The 17,453-nt window shown below is 33.7% G+C and carries 18 protein-coding genes; 13 read left to right on the plus strand and 5 right to left on the minus strand.

Translation table 11 applies throughout. The features are described from left to right. The first annotated feature begins 134 nt into the window (after window positions 1–134). From ACOOWA_RS00300 to ACOOWA_RS00315, 4 genes are read left to right on the plus strand one after another with little or no spacing between them, the layout of a single operon-like run. Window positions 135–626: a hypothetical protein gene (locus tag ACOOWA_RS00300; RefSeq protein ID WP_421372358.1), complete on the plus strand. Its 492-nt coding sequence runs from the start codon at window positions 135–137 to the stop codon at window positions 624–626. 15 nt (window positions 627–641) lie between these two features. Further along, window positions 642–1,283, plus strand: coding sequence for a hypothetical protein (locus ACOOWA_RS00305; protein WP_421372360.1), 642 nt, complete (start codon window positions 642–644; stop codon window positions 1,281–1,283). Next, a complete protein-coding gene (locus tag ACOOWA_RS00310) occupies window positions 1,259–2,044 on the plus strand; it encodes a sensor histidine kinase (RefSeq protein WP_421372363.1) in 786 nt (261 codons plus the stop codon). Before ACOOWA_RS00305 ends, ACOOWA_RS00310 begins: the two co-directional genes overlap by 25 nt. Further along, complete coding sequence (locus ACOOWA_RS00315; RefSeq protein ID WP_421372365.1) at window positions 2,041–2,685, plus strand: response regulator; 645 nt, start codon at window positions 2,041–2,043, stop codon at window positions 2,683–2,685. Before ACOOWA_RS00310 ends, ACOOWA_RS00315 begins: the two co-directional genes overlap by 4 nt. Window positions 2,686–2,770: 85 nt before the next feature. On the opposite strand, the gene ACOOWA_RS00320 is transcribed toward ACOOWA_RS00315, so the two are convergent. From ACOOWA_RS00320 to ACOOWA_RS00335, 4 genes are all read right to left on the minus strand, one after another. Further along, on the minus strand, window positions 2,771–3,475 hold the full coding sequence (locus ACOOWA_RS00320) for an FKBP-type peptidyl-prolyl cis-trans isomerase (protein WP_421372367.1): 705 nt from the start codon (window positions 3,473–3,475) through the stop codon (window positions 2,771–2,773). A gap of 231 nt (window positions 3,476–3,706) precedes the next feature. Next, window positions 3,707–4,540: an endonuclease/exonuclease/phosphatase family protein gene (locus ACOOWA_RS00325; protein ID WP_421372369.1), complete on the minus strand. Its 834-nt coding sequence runs from the start codon at window positions 4,538–4,540 to the stop codon at window positions 3,707–3,709. Window positions 4,541–4,646: 106 nt separating this feature from the next. Continuing rightward, entirely contained in the window at window positions 4,647–5,528 is an 882-nt protein-coding gene (locus ACOOWA_RS00330) for an SDR family oxidoreductase (RefSeq protein WP_421372371.1), read from the minus strand. A 400-nt stretch (window positions 5,529–5,928) separates the two neighbouring features. Beyond that, the gene (locus ACOOWA_RS00335) at window positions 5,929–6,339 is read right to left on the minus strand and encodes a DUF1573 domain-containing protein (RefSeq protein WP_421372373.1); all 411 of its coding nucleotides are present in this window, start codon (window positions 6,337–6,339) and stop codon (window positions 5,929–5,931) included. A gap of 150 nt (window positions 6,340–6,489) precedes the next feature. Here ACOOWA_RS00335 and ACOOWA_RS00340 point away from each other — a divergent pair, with 150 nt between their 5' ends. The 4 genes from ACOOWA_RS00340 (at window position 6,490) to ACOOWA_RS00355 (ending at window position 10,643) form a co-directional block, all read left to right on the plus strand. Then, on the plus strand, window positions 6,490–7,737 hold the full coding sequence (locus ACOOWA_RS00340; protein ID WP_421372375.1) for a sensor histidine kinase: 1,248 nt from the start codon (window positions 6,490–6,492) through the stop codon (window positions 7,735–7,737). A 14-nt stretch (window positions 7,738–7,751) separates the two neighbouring features. After that, complete coding sequence (locus tag ACOOWA_RS00345; protein WP_421372377.1) at window positions 7,752–8,432, plus strand: response regulator transcription factor; 681 nt, start codon at window positions 7,752–7,754, stop codon at window positions 8,430–8,432. Between the two features lie 101 nt (window positions 8,433–8,533). Further along, window positions 8,534–9,535 (plus strand): aldo/keto reductase, encoded by a 1,002-nt coding sequence (locus ACOOWA_RS00350; protein ID WP_421372379.1) that lies wholly within the window; start codon window positions 8,534–8,536, stop codon window positions 9,533–9,535. Between the two features lie 211 nt (window positions 9,536–9,746). Beyond that, window positions 9,747–10,643, plus strand: a complete 897-nt coding sequence (locus ACOOWA_RS00355; protein WP_421372381.1) for a helix-turn-helix domain-containing protein — start codon at window positions 9,747–9,749, stop codon at window positions 10,641–10,643. Between the two features lie 114 nt (window positions 10,644–10,757). On the opposite strand, the gene ACOOWA_RS00360 is transcribed toward ACOOWA_RS00355, so the two are convergent. Continuing rightward, the gene (locus ACOOWA_RS00360) at window positions 10,758–12,095 is read right to left on the minus strand and encodes a dihydroorotase (protein WP_421372383.1); all 1,338 of its coding nucleotides are present in this window, start codon (window positions 12,093–12,095) and stop codon (window positions 10,758–10,760) included. Window positions 12,096–12,216: 121 nt separating this feature from the next. On the opposite strand from ACOOWA_RS00360, the gene ACOOWA_RS00365 reads away from it, so the two are divergent. From ACOOWA_RS00365 to ACOOWA_RS00385, 5 genes are all read left to right on the plus strand, one after another. Then, window positions 12,217–13,677 (plus strand): lipopolysaccharide biosynthesis protein, encoded by a 1,461-nt coding sequence (locus ACOOWA_RS00365; protein ID WP_421372385.1) that lies wholly within the window; start codon window positions 12,217–12,219, stop codon window positions 13,675–13,677. Between the two features lie 24 nt (window positions 13,678–13,701). Beyond that, complete coding sequence (locus tag ACOOWA_RS00370; RefSeq protein WP_421372387.1) at window positions 13,702–14,718, plus strand: sugar phosphate nucleotidyltransferase; 1,017 nt, start codon at window positions 13,702–13,704, stop codon at window positions 14,716–14,718. Window positions 14,719–14,805: 87 nt separating this feature from the next. After that, the gene (locus ACOOWA_RS00375) at window positions 14,806–15,651 is read left to right on the plus strand and encodes a DUF4292 domain-containing protein (RefSeq protein WP_421372389.1); all 846 of its coding nucleotides are present in this window, start codon (window positions 14,806–14,808) and stop codon (window positions 15,649–15,651) included. Then, on the plus strand, window positions 15,648–17,207 hold the full coding sequence (locus tag ACOOWA_RS00380; protein WP_421372391.1) for a peptidoglycan DD-metalloendopeptidase family protein: 1,560 nt from the start codon (window positions 15,648–15,650) through the stop codon (window positions 17,205–17,207). Before ACOOWA_RS00375 ends, ACOOWA_RS00380 begins: the two co-directional genes overlap by 4 nt. Before the next feature lie 33 nt (window positions 17,208–17,240). After that, the gene (locus tag ACOOWA_RS00385) at window positions 17,241–17,453 is read left to right on the plus strand and encodes a twin-arginine translocase TatA/TatE family subunit (RefSeq protein ID WP_267266391.1); all 213 of its coding nucleotides are present in this window, start codon (window positions 17,241–17,243) and stop codon (window positions 17,451–17,453) included.

Here is a 17,453-nt window from a genome sequence, read left to right on the forward strand (position 1 = left end):
TGCCGCAGAATTTTCTGCAGCACCTTTTCTTTTTCACAATCCGTAAATACACGGTTTTTTTCACGGTAAAAACACGATAGCGTGATTTAGTATTTTTTTCAGAACTTTGTTACACTAACTGAAAACCTATTAACATGAAAAGTGAATCTACCGAAAATAAAGGAAAACCTCATTCCTCTGTACCAAGCACACTTCCCACAACACTTGTGCAAAGTTTAGTTGATAATTACAGAGACAATCAACTGAGTTTTATTAATGAAAATTTAGGAATTGATGATGCTCACTCTATTTGGTTTGATCTTCCCACTCTGAAAAGTTTTATTCAGAACATTGAAGAACAGGCACAATTAATTGATCCAAATATTCCCGATGCAGATCTTGGAGTTCGGTTTTATTACGCTGCTTATCCCGAAGTGCCTCAAGACCCAATACCTTCCGATTATGGAAAAAGACATACTTTAGTCATGATTCCGACAAAAATAGAGGCTGGTCTTAATTATGATTTTAATCCTTTTGAGGAAGAAGGAAGAGCTTTGGGAGTAACCGCAATAAAACCGGTAATGGCAATGGCTCAAAATCACGGATGTTTGGTTCCGCCGAATGCATCACAGGTAGAATCTTATTAATTGTAGTTAAATTAAATGACATTCCAGGAATTTCTAATTGACAGTATGGTTTTTGCTGAAGGCATTGCAGCACTGACTTCCATTTTTTTATATAAAAAAACAAAAAATACACAATATCAGTTTTTTTCGTATTATCTTATTTTTATTTTTATAAGTGAAATGCTGAGCCGTTTTGGTTACTTGCCATTTCCTAAAATTTCTTATTACAATAATTTTGTAATCCCAATAGAATTTATTACACTCTATTGGCTTTATGCCTGGAAATCATTAGATAAAAGAAATTTATTTTTCATTTTTACAGCATTATATCTCCTTTCATTCATCCCTAATGAATTATATTTTACAAAAAACAAAGTTATTTATTCATTTAACTATACATTTGGAAGTTTTCTATTGATGTTTTTGGTAATTATGGAATATTATAAGCAGATTAATTCAGATAATATTCTTAATTTTTCCAAAAACAGAATGTTTTATATTAATCTTGGAGTAACTTTGTTTTATATAGGTACACTTCCTTTTTGGGCGTTTTATTTTCCTCTCCTTGAACATATGGAAATCTATGAAATTTACCGAAATTATTTCTGGATATCAGGAATTATCATGTATCTCTTATTTGCAAGTTCATTTATATGGGGGAAACAGAATTATTCTTAACGATCATTACTTTCAACTTATTTTTTGTGATGTTTATTGTCGCAGTGATGATTTATATCCGAAAATATAAGCAGAGAAAAATAGAATATCTAAGCGAAATTCAGCTTAAAAATGAAATTCATCAAAGAGAATTATTAACAACCCAACTGGAAATTCAGCAAGCCACAATGCAGCAAATCGGTCGCGAACTGCATGATAATATTGGTCAAAAATTAACTTTAGCAAGTCTTTATACCCAACAATTGTTGTACGAAAATAAAATTGCGGGAGAAATTGAAAAAATCGACCAGGTTTCCCAGATTATTAATCAGTCTCTGCATGATTTGAGAAGCCTTTCGAAAACTTTGACGGATGACAACATCAACCAAAAAGAAATTGTAACTTTAATTCAGGAAGAAGTAGACAATGCCAATATTTTAAAGAAATGCAATATCAGTTTTGAGCATAATTTCGAGTATCTCGACTTAGATTTCGTTCACAAAAATGTTTTACTGAGAATTACTCAGGAGTTTATTCAGAACAGTTTTAAGCATTCTCAATGTGAAAATATTATGATTACCTTAAATACCAACGAAGAAAATCTTTGGGAATTTAAAATTATTGATGACGGAATTGGTTTTGGCATTGACAAAATTCTTTCCAGCGGAATCGGCCTTACCAACATGAAAAACAGAGCCGAAATTATCGGAGCTGCTTTTAATCTTGAAAGCCATGAAAACAAAGGAACTTCCATTGAAATTAAATTAAAAAAACAGCCATGAAAAATACCATTGTAATTGTTGATGACCATTTATTGATAGCAAAAGCACTGGAAGGAATTATCGGAAATTTCGGTGACTTCGAGGTAATTTATGTGGCTGAAAATGGCAAAGATCTGATTGAGAAATTAGAAAACGGAGAAAAAATTCCTGACATTATCCTTCTTGATATCAGTATGCCGTTAATGGACGGTTTTGAAACTGCTTTTTGGCTAAAAGTAAATCATCCCAATATCAAAGTAATGGCTCTGAGTATGCAAGGCGATGACAACAGTGTGATTAAAATGATTAAAAACGGAGCAAAAGGCTATTTGCTTAAAAATACGCATCCAAAAGATTTAGAAACGGCTCTTTCCAAACTCAGCAGTGACGGTTTTTTCTATCCCGACTGGGCATCAAAAATCATTTTCTCCAACATCAACGGCGAAAAAGGAAATGAAAAAGCTGTAAGAATTTCTGATAGAGAAAAAGAATTTTTAACGTACACAGTTACCGAACTCAGCTATAAAGAAATTGCAGAAAAAATGTGTTGCAGCCCCAGAACCGTAGAAAGTTACCGTGACCAGCTTTGTGAAAAATTTGATCTGAAAACCAGAGTCGGATTAGCCGTTTTTGCCTTAAAAAACGGTTTTGCAGAATCATAGGTAAGCATCTTTTATAAAAAGAAAAACCAAAGCAGAAATATTTCTGTTTTGGTTTTTTAATTTATTTTAAACTAAAATATGGGTCTTATTTAATACTTACCAATTCTACATCAAAAATAATAGTAGATCCTGCCGGAATTGCAGCACCCGCACCCTGATCTCCATATGCTAAATCTGAAGGAATATAAAATCTGTATTTAGAGCCTTTGCTCATCAGCTGAATACCTTCTGTCCAACCTTTGATTACACCACCAAGATTAATATCCATAGGATTTCCTCCGTTCTTATCCGTAGAATCGAAAACAGTTCCATCCAAAAGTTTTCCGGTATATTTTACCTGTACAACGTCACTCGCCTTTGGTTTTGTTTTACCATCGCCTTCCTGCAAAACTTCATACTGTAAACCTGATGCTGTAGTTTTTACCTTTGGATTGGTTTTATTTTTCGCAAGAAAATCCTGACCTTTTTTCTTATTTTCTCCCGCTTGTGCCAAAGCTACAGATTGCTTCTTTTCGTGTTGCTTCTGCATAAAATCCTGCATGAAAGCATTCATTTCTTCAGCGGGCATCAGTTTCTTAGTTCCATTCATTTCTTCTTTTATAGCCTGAGCCAAAAGATCTGCATCTACTTTGAAACCTTCCTGTTTCATGTTTTGGGCAATACTCAGACCGATGTAGTATGAAGCTTTTTGATCATCTGTATATTTGCTGTCACTTTTTCCTTCATTTTTCTGAGCGCATGAAACGCTAAATATTGCCATGCAAAACAATGCAATAGTCTGTTTTTTCATTTGATAATCTTATTATTTATAACTAATTAATTTGCCGCTGCAAATCTATCATTAATTGAAGAAACTTCTTGGGTCAATAAGAAGTTTTTTGAAAATCACTAAAAACAATCCGAATACTAATCTACATAACCCGTTTTATTCCAAATTATAATGCATAATCTTGGTCAAATTAAGGAGTTCCTGAATTAATTTCTGACTTTCAAATAGACTCGAAATTGATTTTCCGGAGAATTAATTTTTAAACTGCAACTCTGCCAAAACCGGAAAATGATCCGATGGATACAGCAGATTTTCTCTTCTGTCGTTGATGTGTCTGTGAGATTTTATTTTGAAACCTTTTACGAAAATATAATCGATTCTGTCTTTGGGTACTTCATTAACGTTAAAGCCTGTGAAAGTTCCAACCGGACCGTAATGTTTAGTTTCTGACTTATAAAAAGTATCATCCAGATTTCTTGAAAGAATCTGAACAGGTTCTGTATCTTCAGTTAAATTAAAATCGCCTGTTAAAGTCATCGGTAAATTTTTCGGATTCAGTTCTTTGGCTTTTTTCAGAATTAAATCTGATGAATTCACTCTTGCTATATTTCCGATATGGTCGAAATGAATATTCATTGCTAAAAATTCTTTCTTCGATTTTTTATCTATAAAAATTGCCCACGAACAAATCCTGTTCAAAGTAGCATCCCAACCTTTTGATGGTTTTTCGGGAGTTTCAGACAACCAGAAAGTTCCTGATTTTACGATTTGCAGTTTTTCAGTATCATAAAATATAGCGGAAAATTCGCCTTTTTCTTTTCCGTCTTCACGACCAACTCCTACATAATCATAATTTTTAAGTCCCGTTTTTATATCTTTCATTTGCTCCGGAAGTGCTTCCTGAACTCCGAAATAATCAGGATGATAATACGTTAGCAAATCAAGCGCATCCTGTTTTCTGTTTGTCCACGAGTTTTCTTTATCAGAATCTACATTGAGTCTGATGTTGAAAGACATTACTTTTAAATTTTGAGAAAAGCTCATGGCAAAAACCAGCATTAATAAGGCAGAAAATCTGAAATTCATTACAGTTTTATTTTAATTATAAACAAAAATAAAACTTCTCTTTCAGAGAGAAGCTTTATTGGGATGATTATATTGTTAAATTATTATTTGATTGATAATTTTGAATCTAATTCGACTTTTTAGCTTTAATCATAGATTCCAAAGCATCCCACATTTCCTGAGGAATATCTTCAAGCATATTAAATTCTCCTGCTCCCTGAAGCCATTCTCCGCCATCAATGGTAACAACTTCTCCATTCATATAAGCCGAATAATCTGAAACCAAATATGCTGCAAGATTTGCCAATTCCTGATGTTCTCCTACTCTTCTCAACGGAACTCTTTTTCTCATGTCAAATTTTTCTTGCAAATCTCCCGGAAGCAACCTGTCCCAAGCTCCTTTTGTAGGAAAAGGTCCCGGAGCGATGGCGTTAAAACGAATTCCATATTTTGCCCATTCAACGGCTAAAGATCTTGTCATTGCCAAAACACCAGCTTTTGCACAAGCTGACGGAACGACGTATGCAGAGCCTGTCCATGCATAAGTGGTGACAATATTTAAAACGGTTCCGGGATTTTTAGAATCGATCCAGTGTTTTCCGATGGAAAGTGTACAGTTTTTCGTTCCTTTTAAAACAATATCTAAAATGGAATCGAAGGCTGAATGCGTTAATCTTTCTGTTGGTGAAATGAAATTTCCTGCTGCATTATTCAGAAGAATATCAATTTTTCCGAATTCTTTTAAAGTTGTTTCTTTCATCGCCTCAACTTCATCCCAATTTCTTACGTCACAAGCCACGCAGAGAACTTTTCCGCCGGTTTCGTCCTCAAGTTCTTTCGCAGTAACCTGAAGTTTTTCCAAATTTCTGGATGTAATAACGACTTTTGCGCCTAATTCAAGGAAGTATTTGGTCATTGCTTTTCCAAGTCCGCTTCCGCCGCCTGTAACTATTGCAACTTTATCTTTCAGAGCGTCTTCTCGCAACATCGGCTGTGTGTAAAGATTCATATTTTATTTTTTCTTAAAAATAATAAATATTAAAGTGGTATGCTTTAAAATGATTCAAGAAATAATGCTGTAAATAGTTGTTTTATTTTTTATTGTAGAATCGTCAAAAAAAAACAAGATGATAAAATGTGTAGATTCAAACCTCACAGGTTTTTGAAACCTTTGAGGTTTTGTGTGTAAAATTGAAAATGTGCTTCTTCCAAATCCTGAAAATAATGACTGAAACCACAGCCTCGATTGCAGCCATTGTCTGACCTCATTTTTTGAACAAAAATAGCTAGTGCGGAAAGCGGGAATTGCTCTTAAAAGCAATCGACCCAGTCAAACAGCTCCAAATAAAAACAAAAAAACAGTCTGACAAATATCATCAGACTGTTTTGCTATATAAGAAAAAAATTAATTAAGATACAACCGTTCCTTTGAAAGAAAGAGTTTTAGGTGTTTTGCTGTCACTTGTGGTAACATTCACAGTTTTCATAAATGCACCAGATGCTGCTGCATTATAACTTGCTTCTACAAATCCTTTTTTACCGGGCAGAATAGGAGTTTTTGTATAATCTGCAGTTGTACATCCACAAGATGGGGCTACATTTTCAATGACAATTGGTTTTGAACTGGTATTTGTAAACTCAAATCTGATCAATTTCGGTTTTCCCTGAGGAATATTTCCTACATCAATAGATTCTGACTTCCATGTAATTCCTGCTTTATCTGTTTTTACAATGACAACCGGAGTTACCGGAAATACATTTGCATAAAATGGAGAAAATGCTAAAACCGCAAAAATTGCTGTAATTTTTAAATTTTTCATAGTGTAAATTTTAAATCAATAATTAATTTTTAATGAAACAAATGTAGAATAGAAAATGAGTAAAAGTTGTTAAGCGGTATCAAACATTTGTTAACGAGTTGTTAATGATAAAAAAATTATAGATATTTTTGGATAATATTGTTTCTGAAAATGGAAATTAAGAAACTTAACATTATTATAAGTCTTGGATTGGTGGCTATCATCGGCATTTTGATAGCTCAGTTATTATGGACAAAACAGGCATATAATCTTGAAGACAGAAAATTTAACCAAAAAGTAAATATTGCTTTGATGGAGGTCGTCGAAAAAATGACGGAAGGCAAAACCTCTTTCACAGAAAATCCTGTGCAGATTATTGCCAATGATTATTATGTAGTCAATATTAATAATGAATTTCATCCTGCTGTTTTAGAACATTATTTAAAAACAGAATTTACGAGATTTCAAATTAATACAGATTATGTTTACGCTTTATACAATTGCCACAGCGATCAAATGGTTTATGGAAAATACATGACTCAACATCAGGAAGAACCCAGTGAAAAGGTTATTCGGTTTCCAAAACATAAAGATCTGGTTTATTATTTTTCGATACGATTTCCTGATAAAACAACTTACTTAATTAGCTCGCTTCGATTTTGGTATTTGCTTACTTTTGCTTTAATTATTATTCTCTTGGTGTATGTTTATTCAATTTACACCATTATTCAGCAGAAAAAATTCTCAGAATTGCAGAGGGATTTTATAAATAATATGACCCATGAGTTTAAAACTCCATTATCATCCATACTTTTGGCTTCAGAATCTCTCAATAAGCAGCAAATTGTACAGGAAAACTCTAAACTCCAGACTTATACTTCAATCATCATTAATCAAAGTCATAAACTGAATAATCACATCGAAAAAATATTAAATCTTGCAAAAAATGATGCTTCCGGATTATCATTAAAACCTCAAAAGATAATTTTACTTCCTCTCATTCAGGAAATTGCAGAAAATATCAAACAGAAAAATGAAAACGTTTCCATAAAAATAAATATTGATGAAAAAGCTTCAATTTTTGCTGATGAATTTCATTTTACCAATATTGTTTACAATCTTTTAGACAACTCCATTAAATACTGCGAAACAGACCCTGAAATACTTGTTACTTCAGAAAAAGATTCAAAAAACTTATATTTAAAGTTCAAAGACAACGGAATAGGCATCCCTGTAAAAAGCATTAATCATATTTTTGATAAATTTTACAGAGTAAATACCAACAAAAGTGATGAAATAAACGGCTTTGGTTTAGGATTATTTTATGTAAAAAAAATCGTTCAGCAACATCACTGGAAAATTTCGGCTGAAAATAATCCCGACAAAGGAATTACCATTACTTTGTTGTTTCCGTTTTAAATTAAATTATAATAATGGCTAAATCAAAAATTCTATATGCCGAAGATGATGCAACCATAGCGTTCCTGATTCAGGACGGTCTGGAAAATCATTATGAAATTGAACATTTTTCAGATGGAAAATCCGCATTTGAAGCATTCAACAAAGCAGATTTTGACATCTGTCTTCTCGACATTATGATGCCTGAAATGAATGGTTTTGATCTGGCTGAAAAAATCCGGGATAAAAACTCAGAAATCCCCATTATTTTCACATCAGCAAAAGCTCTGAAAGAAGACAGAATTAAAGGTTTAAAAATCGGTGCCGATGATTATTTAGTAAAACCATTCAGCATTGAAGAGCTCATTTTAAAAATTGAAGTCTTCCTGAAACGCTCAAAAAAAACAGAAAATACTCCGCAAAGACACTCGGTCGGAAAGTACAATTTTGATCCTAAAAATTATACTTTAACCGATTTACAAAATACAATTACACTTACTCAAAGAGAATCTGATCTGCTTTATTATTTCATTCGTAATAAAAATTCAGTTCTTAAAAGACAGGATATTTTAAAAGCAATCTGGGGAGATGATGATTATTTTATGGGCCGAAGTCTTGATGTCTTTATTTCAAGATTGCGTAAAGTATTTGCTGATGAAGAAAATATCTGCATCGAAAATCTTCACGGAATTGGTTTTCGTTTTTCTGAGAAATAGAAACTAAATTTTATCCGTAATTCACATACAACAATCATCATTTTGCATACATCCGATTTCTGATTTCTCATCAACTTTGTCTTATTAAAAATTAAGATAAAATGAAAAAAGTAAAATTAGGAAGTCAGGGATTAATGATTCCGAATATTGGTTTGGGATGTATGGGAATGACCGGTTTTGGCGATGCCGATATGTATGGAAAATCAGATGAAAAAGAAGCTATTGCAACCATTCACCGTTCTTTGGAATTGGGTGGGAATTTTCTCGATACTGCCGATTTGTACGGCCCGTTTAAAAACGAGCAATTGATTGCAAGAGCGATTGAAGGAAATCGTGATGAATATATTTTAGCTACAAAATTCGGTTGGGAAATTGACGATAATGAACAAATCACCTGGAAAATCAATGGACAGAAAGATTATGTGAAAAAATCGGTTGAACGTTCTCTGAAAAATCTGAAAACCGATTACATCGATCTTTATTATATGCACCGTCTCGATAAAAATGTTCCTGTTGAGGAAACAGTTGGAGCAATGAGCGATTTGGTGAAGGAAGGAAAAGTCGGGTACATCGGTTTATCTGAAGTTTCTTCTGAAACGGTTAGAAGAGCGCACGAAGTTCATCCGATTTCTGCAGTTCAAAGTGAATATTCTCTGTTTGAAAGAACGGTTGAAGAAAAAGGCGTGATAAAAACTTTGACTGATTTGGGAATTGGTTTTGTGGCCTATTCTCCATTGGGAAGAGGATTTTTATCCGGGAATATCAAAACAATTAATGATTTGCCTGAAAATGATTTCCGAAGAGGAATTCCTCGTTTTCAGGAAGCGCATTTCCATAAAAACATTGAGTTGGTGGAAGCGATTGAAAATATGGCGAAAGAAAAAGAAATTATGTCTTCTCAACTGGCATTGGCGTGGATTATCAGCAAAGGAATTGTTCCGATTCCGGGAACGAAACGCAGAAAATATCTTGAGCAGAATATTGAAGCAAGTAAAATCATTCTGAAAGAATCTGATTTACAAAAGTTGGAAAGTATTGTACCTTTGGGAACAGATACCGGTGCGACTTATGATGAGTTTGGAATGGGACTTTTGGATTACTGATTTTTGCCACGAATGCACAAATTAGAAGTTCAGAAATATTTAAACCTTCAAGGTTTTTTGAAACCTTGAAGATTTGTTTAAGACGCAACACGATTGCAGCCCGACTTGAGCGAAAATCCTTTTGCGAGGAGGTACGACGAACAAAAGATTGGGAGCGGAAGGCGGAAATAGCTGCCCAAATTATTAATTTTACTATTTAGAATCTCAAATTATGAACACGATAAAATCTATTTCAGCTTTTCACAGACTGTTATCACTTCCGGAACCGAAGCATCCGATGGTAAGTGTTGTGAATCTTTCGGAAAGTGTTTTCATTGAAGATGATGTCTGGAAAGGTTTTGTGAGCCGTTATTACTGCGTTGCGCTGAAACGGAATGCAACCGGAAAAATAAAATACGGACAGCAACATTACGATTATGATAAAGGGGTTTTGAGTTTTACGGCACCGAATCAGGTGCAATATCTGGATTTGAAGACGATGGATTGTGAAAATACAGGTTATCTTTTGATTTTTCACGAAGATTTTCTGTTGAAACATTCTTTGGCAAATACGATTTCGTCTTATGGATTTTTCTCGTATGCGGTGAATGAAGCTTTGCACCTTTCTGAAGATGAAGAAAATGATCTGCTTGAAATTCTGAATAAAATTAATAAAGAATGTGAACATATCGACCAGCATACGCAGGAAATTATTTTGTCGCAGATTGAGCTGTTGCTGAATTATTCGAAGCGGTTCTATGAAAGACAATTCATAACCCGAAAAAGCGGAAATCATAAGCTTTTAACAAAATTTGAAACGTTTCTGAATGATTATTTTGATAAAAATTCTTCTGAAAAAGGATTGTTAACAGTTCATCAAATTGCAGAAGCGATGAATCTTTCTCCTAATTATTTAAGTGATCTTTTGCGTGTTCATACCGGACAAAATACGCAGCAACACATTCACGAAAAGTTGATTAGTAAAGCGAAAGAGAAACTTTCTACGACTGAATTATCGATAAGTGAGATTGCTTATGAACTGGGATTTGAGCATTCGCAGTCTTTTTCTACGTTGTTTAAAAAGAAAACGAATGTATCGCCGTTGGAATTTCGGCAGTCGTTTAATTAGGTTTTATGCTCTCGCAGATTTAGCGGATTATACAGATTTTTTTATCTGATAAATTTTCCAAATCTGCGAGAGCATAAAAAAATAAAGACTGCAAAATTTGCAGTCCTTTCTAATTTATTCCTCAACTTCAAAAAGCAAACGTTCTCCGAATTTTTCTTCATTGATTTTTCCGTTTTCGTAAACCAGATTTCCGTTGACGAAAGTGTGGGTTACTTTAGAACTAAAATTCATTCCTTCCAACGGGCTCCAACCACATTTGTACAGGATATTTTCTTTTTCAACCGTCCAGTTTTCATTTAAATCGACCAAAACCAAATCTGCTTTGTAACCTTCTTTAATGAAACCTCTCTTTTCGATTCTAAATAAAATTGCGGGATTGTGCGCCATTTTTTCAACAATTCTTTCCAGAGAAATCTTTCCGTTTTTGTAATTCTCAAGCATTACCACCAAAGAATGCTGAACCAAAGGTGCTCCGGAAGGACATTTAATATAAGCATTCTGTTTTTCTTCCCAGGTGTGTGGCGCGTGATCGGTTGCAATCACATCGATTCTGTCATCAAGCAATGCTTCCCAAAGTGCATCTTTGTCTTTTTGCGTTTTTACCGCAGGATTCCATTTGATTAAACCGCCTTTTGTATCGTAATCTTCGTTGGTAAATGTCAAGTGATGAACGCAAACTTCCGCCGTGATTTTTTTGTCCTTTAAAGGAATATCATTTCTGAAAAGTTCCATTTCTTTTGCCGTCGATAAATGGAAGACATGAAGTCTTGCTCCTGTTTTTTTCGCTAATTCAACTGCTTTTGAAGACGATTTATAACAAGCTTCTTCACTTCTGATTAAATGATGAAATTTTACTGGAATATCTTCGCCATATTCATCCAGATATTTCTGAGTATTTTCTCTGATGGTCGCTTCGTCTTCGCAATGAACCGCAATCAGCATTTTGGTATTGCTGAAAATATTTTCCAACGTTTCAGGATTGTCAACCAACATATTTCCTGTTGATGAGCCTAAAAACAATTTTATTCCTGGAACATTCCTCGGATTTGTTTTTAAAACTTCCTCCATGTTATCATTCGTTCCGCCCATCATAAAGCCGTAATTGGCAAAAGATTTCTGAGAAGCGATTTCATATTTATCAGCCAATAATTCCTGAGTTACGGCATTTGGAACCGTATTCGGCTGTTCGATAAAACTTGTGGTTCCACCTGCAATTGCAGAACGGGATTCAGTTTCGATATCACCTTTCCATGTCAAGCCCGGCTCACGGAAATGAACCTGGTCATCGATAATTCCGGGCAGTAAATATTTTCCAGAAGCGTCGATAATTTGGTCAGCATCTTCTGAAATTTGAGATTCTATTTTAGAAATCAAATCGTTTTCGATGAGAATATCGCTTTGGATAATCTTTCCTTCGTTGACGATTTGAGCATTTTTTATCAGGATTTTCATTTTTTATTTTTAGAATTTAAGTTCATATTGCACAAATTTAATATTTTCCAAAGTGATTTTTAAACATCAATCAGAAAATTGTGAATTCTAATATTTACATTTGCATTTTAAAAACCTGAAATTGTATAAAAAATTATTTGGACAAACTGCGGTTTACGGGCTGAGTTCGGTTTTAGTAAGAATTTTCCCGTTTCTTATTGCGCCAATCGTAACGAAAGCTTTCGGACCTTCCGCTTCATCACCTTTTGTCGACTGGTATTCTATCGCCGGAGTTATCACGGTTTTTTTAACGCACGGAATGGAAACATCTTTTTTCCGTTTTGCGCAGGAAGGCGATATTGATAAGAAAACTCTGGTTTCAACTTGTGCTTTAAGTGTTCTAGGAACGGGATTTATTTATCTTATTTTAGGGTATGTTTTCAGGCAGGATTTAGCAAATGCTTTTGAAACTCCAGACCAGGTTAATTATCTGATCATTTTTCTTTTCATTTTATCTTTTGATGCTTTTTCTACGATTCCTTCTGCAGTTCTAAGACTTGAAGGAAAACCCACTCAATATATGCTTTCAAAAGTAATTGGTTCTTTAGCTTATTATTTTTTAGTTGTATTTTTCATAAAATGGCTTCCACATTATCCCAACGGAATTCTAGGAATCAAATATGATCCTGAAATTGGTGTAGGGTACGTTTTCATTGCCAATTTAGTACAAAGTATCATCACTTTAACGATTGTAGGAAAGGAATTTGTGAATTTCAGTTTTAAAAAGTTTGATTTTAAACTTTGGAAAAGAATCATGAATTATTCATGGCCCGTTATGATTGCAGGATTGGCAGGAATCATTAATCAGACTTTAGACAGACAGTTTTTAAAATATTTACTTCCTAAAGAAGAAGCAAAACATCAGATTGGAGTTTATGGGGCTGTTTATAAAATTGCAACTTTCATTACAGTTTTCAGACAGGCTTATCAATTGGGTATTGAGCCTTATTTCTTCTCCAGTTTTAAAGATAAAAACAATCATAAAACCTATGCAGTTCTCATGGATGTCTTCGTTATTTGCAATTGTTTAATTTATATCGGATTAATGGTAAATCTTCAGTGGATTTCAGAAAAATATTTGAAAAACCCGCTGTATTATGAAGGAATTGAAATTATTCCGTTTGTGATGTTAGGTGCATTATTTTTAGGAATTTATCTAAATCTGTCAATTTGGTATAAACTTTCAGATCAAACGAGAGTCGGGCTTTATATTTCCTTAATTGGAGCTGCAATTACAATCTTTATCAACTTTACATTTATCCCGACTTACGGATATTGGGCAAGTGCATTTGCTGCATTAATTACTTACACCAGCATGATGGTAATTTCTTACATTTGGGGAAAAGTACAGTATCCTATCCATTATAATACACAAAAAATACTTGTATATCTTTCTTTATCTATTGCAATTTCTATGATTTCGTTTTATTATTTCAGACATAATTATTTCATAGGAAACGGATTATTTTTATTCTTTATTGCATTTTTAGCTTATAATGAAAGAACAATGATTAACAAAATACTCAGAAAAACTAATAACTAATAATTTTAAAAACAGCATTCATTTATGAAAATTATTGTTCCAATGGCAGGAAAAGGCTCAAGATTGAGACCACACACACTAACCGTTCCAAAACCATTGATTCCTATTGCAGGAAAACCTATTGTACAAAGATTAGTAGAAGACATTGCAAAAGTTGCCGGAGAGACTATTGATGAAGTAGCTTTCATTATTGGTGATTTCGGCGCTGAAGTAGAAGCTTCTTTAATAAAAATTGCAGAAAACCTAGGGGCAAAAGCAAGCATTTACACTCAGGATGTTGCATTAGGAACAGCACACGCTATAAAATGTGCTGAAGCTTCTATGACAGGAAATGTGGTGGTGGCTTTTGCTGACACTTTGTTTAGGGCAGATTTCACTTTAGACACCAATTCTGACGGTGTGATATGGGTGAAAAAAGTAGAAGATCCTTCAGCTTTTGGAGTTGTAAAACTGGATGATTACGGTTTTATTACTGATTTTATCGAAAAACCTCAAACTTTTATTTCAGATCTTGCGATTATTGGAATTTATTACTTCAATTCCGGAGAAAAACTGATGTCTGAAATTAACCATATTATGGATAATGATATCAAAGTTGGTGGAGAATATCAATTAACAACGGCTCTCGAAAATCTTCGTCAGAAAGGTGCAAAATTCTCTTTAGGAAAAGTAGATGACTGGATGGATTGCGGAAATAAAAATGCTACTGTTGAAACAAACGGGAAAATTTTAGAATATGAGAAAGACGAGTTCGCAGGATTCCCCCAGTCAGCAAATATTCAGAATTCTTTGATTATTCAGCCTTGTTATATAGGTGAAGGTGTAGAGATCTCAAACTCTAAAATTGGACCTTATGTTTCTTTAGGGAAAGGCACAAAGGTAATCAACTCTAATATTGACAACTCTTTGATCCAGGAGAAAACAATTATTGACCACGGAAACCTTTCTAATTCAATGATTGGGAGTTCAGCTCAATATTTCGGAGTGGCTAGAGAAATTTCTTTAGGAGATTTTTCTGTTTTAGACTTTTTATCGAAATAAATTAAAATAAAATAACGTTAGCAAACCACACAATATCATTTTGTGTGGTTTGGCGTTAATATTGTAAAAGATTATTTAAATTTGAATATGAAAAATTGGGCTGTCTTACTAATACTCACACTTACTATACTTTCATGTAAAAGCAAAAAAGCTCTTACACAAAACACTTCTGTAAATGACAGTATTCTAGTGGAAAACTCAGCCGATAAGAACGACCCAAAGGATGCTAAAAATATTCAGGACAGATTGACTTTTTACGAAAAAATCCTTCTTCATCCTAAATTTGATCATGTAAAAATCAACAGCAAAATTACAGCAGATAACATACGTGTAAGTCCGCTGGATGCAACAATTTATATCGAAAATGATAAAAAAATATGGGCAAATATATCTTTTTTGATCATCCCAGCTGCAAGAGCGATAATTACTCCGGAAGGTATAAAAGCTATTGATAAATACAATAAAAACTACATCGATTCTGATTTTGATTATCTGAATAACTTTCTAAACGTCAACTTTATCGATTACAAAACATTGGAAAAATTACTGATGGGACGTACCTTTATGCCCATTACCAACAGCAATTCAAGCATTGTTAAAAATACAGAAGGATATCAACTGACTTCCATTACCAATCAAAAGATTGTAACAGACGATATCGTACGAGAGTACAAAGTTGAAATGCAATACACCAATGATTTTAATTTGAACTGGGTAAAATTACAGGATGTAAAATCCAATGATGCCATTGAAATCGTATATGAAAACTGGGAGACCTTCCCGAACGAAGTAAAGCTTCCGAAAAATGTTAAAATAATTATAAAAGGCTCAAAATCGAGTCAGATTTTACTGGAAAACACGAAATTTGACTTTTCGAGGATGGAAACACCTTATTCAGTTCCAGCCAATTATAAGAAAATTGATATTAAATGATTAAAAAAATTAGCTTTTTAATAGGCATTTTGCTGTTCGGATTACAATATGGTCAACAAAATAAAGAACAGTTGCAAAAGCAAAATGCTGATCTAAAAAAACAAATATCTCAGATAAATTCAGATTTGGCTAAAACCAGAAACGAATCAAAATTATCTTTATCATACCTAAATAATGTTAATAAGAAATTAGCGCTCAGAGAAAAAGTTTTTAATAATACTCAGAAAGAAAAAAGATTTATAGAAGACGAAATTTATCTTCGTCAACTGGAAATCAATAAGCAAAACCGGGAGCTTGCTGTTTTAAGAAAAAACTACGCACAGGTTTTAGTCAATGCGTATAAAAATAAAGGTGTACAAAATAAAGTGACTTTCATTCTTTCATCAAAAAGTTTAGGTGAAGCATTACGAAGAATACAGTATTTAAAGCAATATTCAGATTATCAGGATAAAAAAGCAGCAGAAATAACTACTGCAGCAGTTCAGCTTAAAAAATCTGTTGAACAGAAGAAAAGATCAGCCTCAGAAAAGGAGAATCTACTTGTTAATCAGCAAAAAGATTTAACGACAATTAATGTCGAGCGTGAACAGAAAGAACAGTTGGTTATAGAATTTAAAAAGAATGAATCTAAGCTTACTGCAGATTTAAAGCAGAAACAGTCTCAATCTAAAGCTTTAGAAGGACAAATCAGAGCAATTATTGCAGAAGAAATAAGAATTGCCAAAGCTGAAGAAGAAAACCGAAGAAAGGCTGAAGCTGAAAAAATTCGTTTGGCTAAAATAGCTGCAGAAAGAGAAAAAGCAAGAATTGATGCTGAAGCAAAAGCGCGTGCAGAAGCTTTGGAAAGAGAAAGAAAACTGGCTGAAGCAGAAGTAAAAAAAGCAAATGAATTAGCGGCAAAAAGAGCTGAAGAAGAAAGAAAAAGAAATGATGACGCCGCAAAAAGTGAAGCGAGTGCAAAAGATGAAGCAAGAAAAATAGCCGCTAAAAAAGCCTCCGAAGACGCGACTGCAAGAGCTAAAGAAGCCTCAGAAAAATTAAAAGATGCCAGAGAAGCAGAAGCTGCTTTAGCAAAGAAAAAAGAAGAAGACAAGAAAGCAGCAGAATCTAAAGCAATGACCAACTATGGGGTTTCAGCTCCGGCAGCAGGAAGTAATTTTGCATCCAATCGTGGAAGGATTTCTATGCCGGTACAAGGTACAATTACCCACAGATTTGGTAAACAGCAGCACCCTGTTTTTAAAAATATTTGGGAGGAAAATAACGGAATAAAAATATCTGTCGCTAAAGGAACTTCTGCAAGAGCAGTTTTCCCGGGAATAGTTTCTCAGGTAATTCCTTCAGCAGACGGAACTAAAACTGTAATGATAAAACATGGTGACTATTTTACCATTTATTCCAATCTCAGCAGCAATACTGTTTCAAAAAATCAACAGGTTTCTGCAGGAACAGTGGTAGGAGCAGTTGCACAGGATTTTGACGGAAGCTATACTCTTGATTTTCAGATTTGGAACGGAAGTCAGGCTGTTGATCCTCTTAGTTGGGTTTCCTATTAAAAAAAGATTAACTTTACAAAAAATATTTAGAAAATGAATACATTAACAATATTATCATTATCGTGGCAGCACATTCTTATTGTTGCTATCATCCTTTTATTACTTTTCGGAGGTAAAAAAATCCCTGAATTGATGAGAGGTATGGGTTCTGGAATTAAAGAATTTAAAGACGCTATCAAAGAAGAAGACAAACCGGGTTCAAAAACTGAAAACAACTCTTCAAACAACACAAACAGCAACTTATAA

The sequence above is a fragment of the Chryseobacterium sp. GP-SGM7 genome (assembly GCF_049166575.1).
Classification (GTDB): domain Bacteria; phylum Bacteroidota; class Bacteroidia; order Flavobacteriales; family Weeksellaceae; genus Chryseobacterium.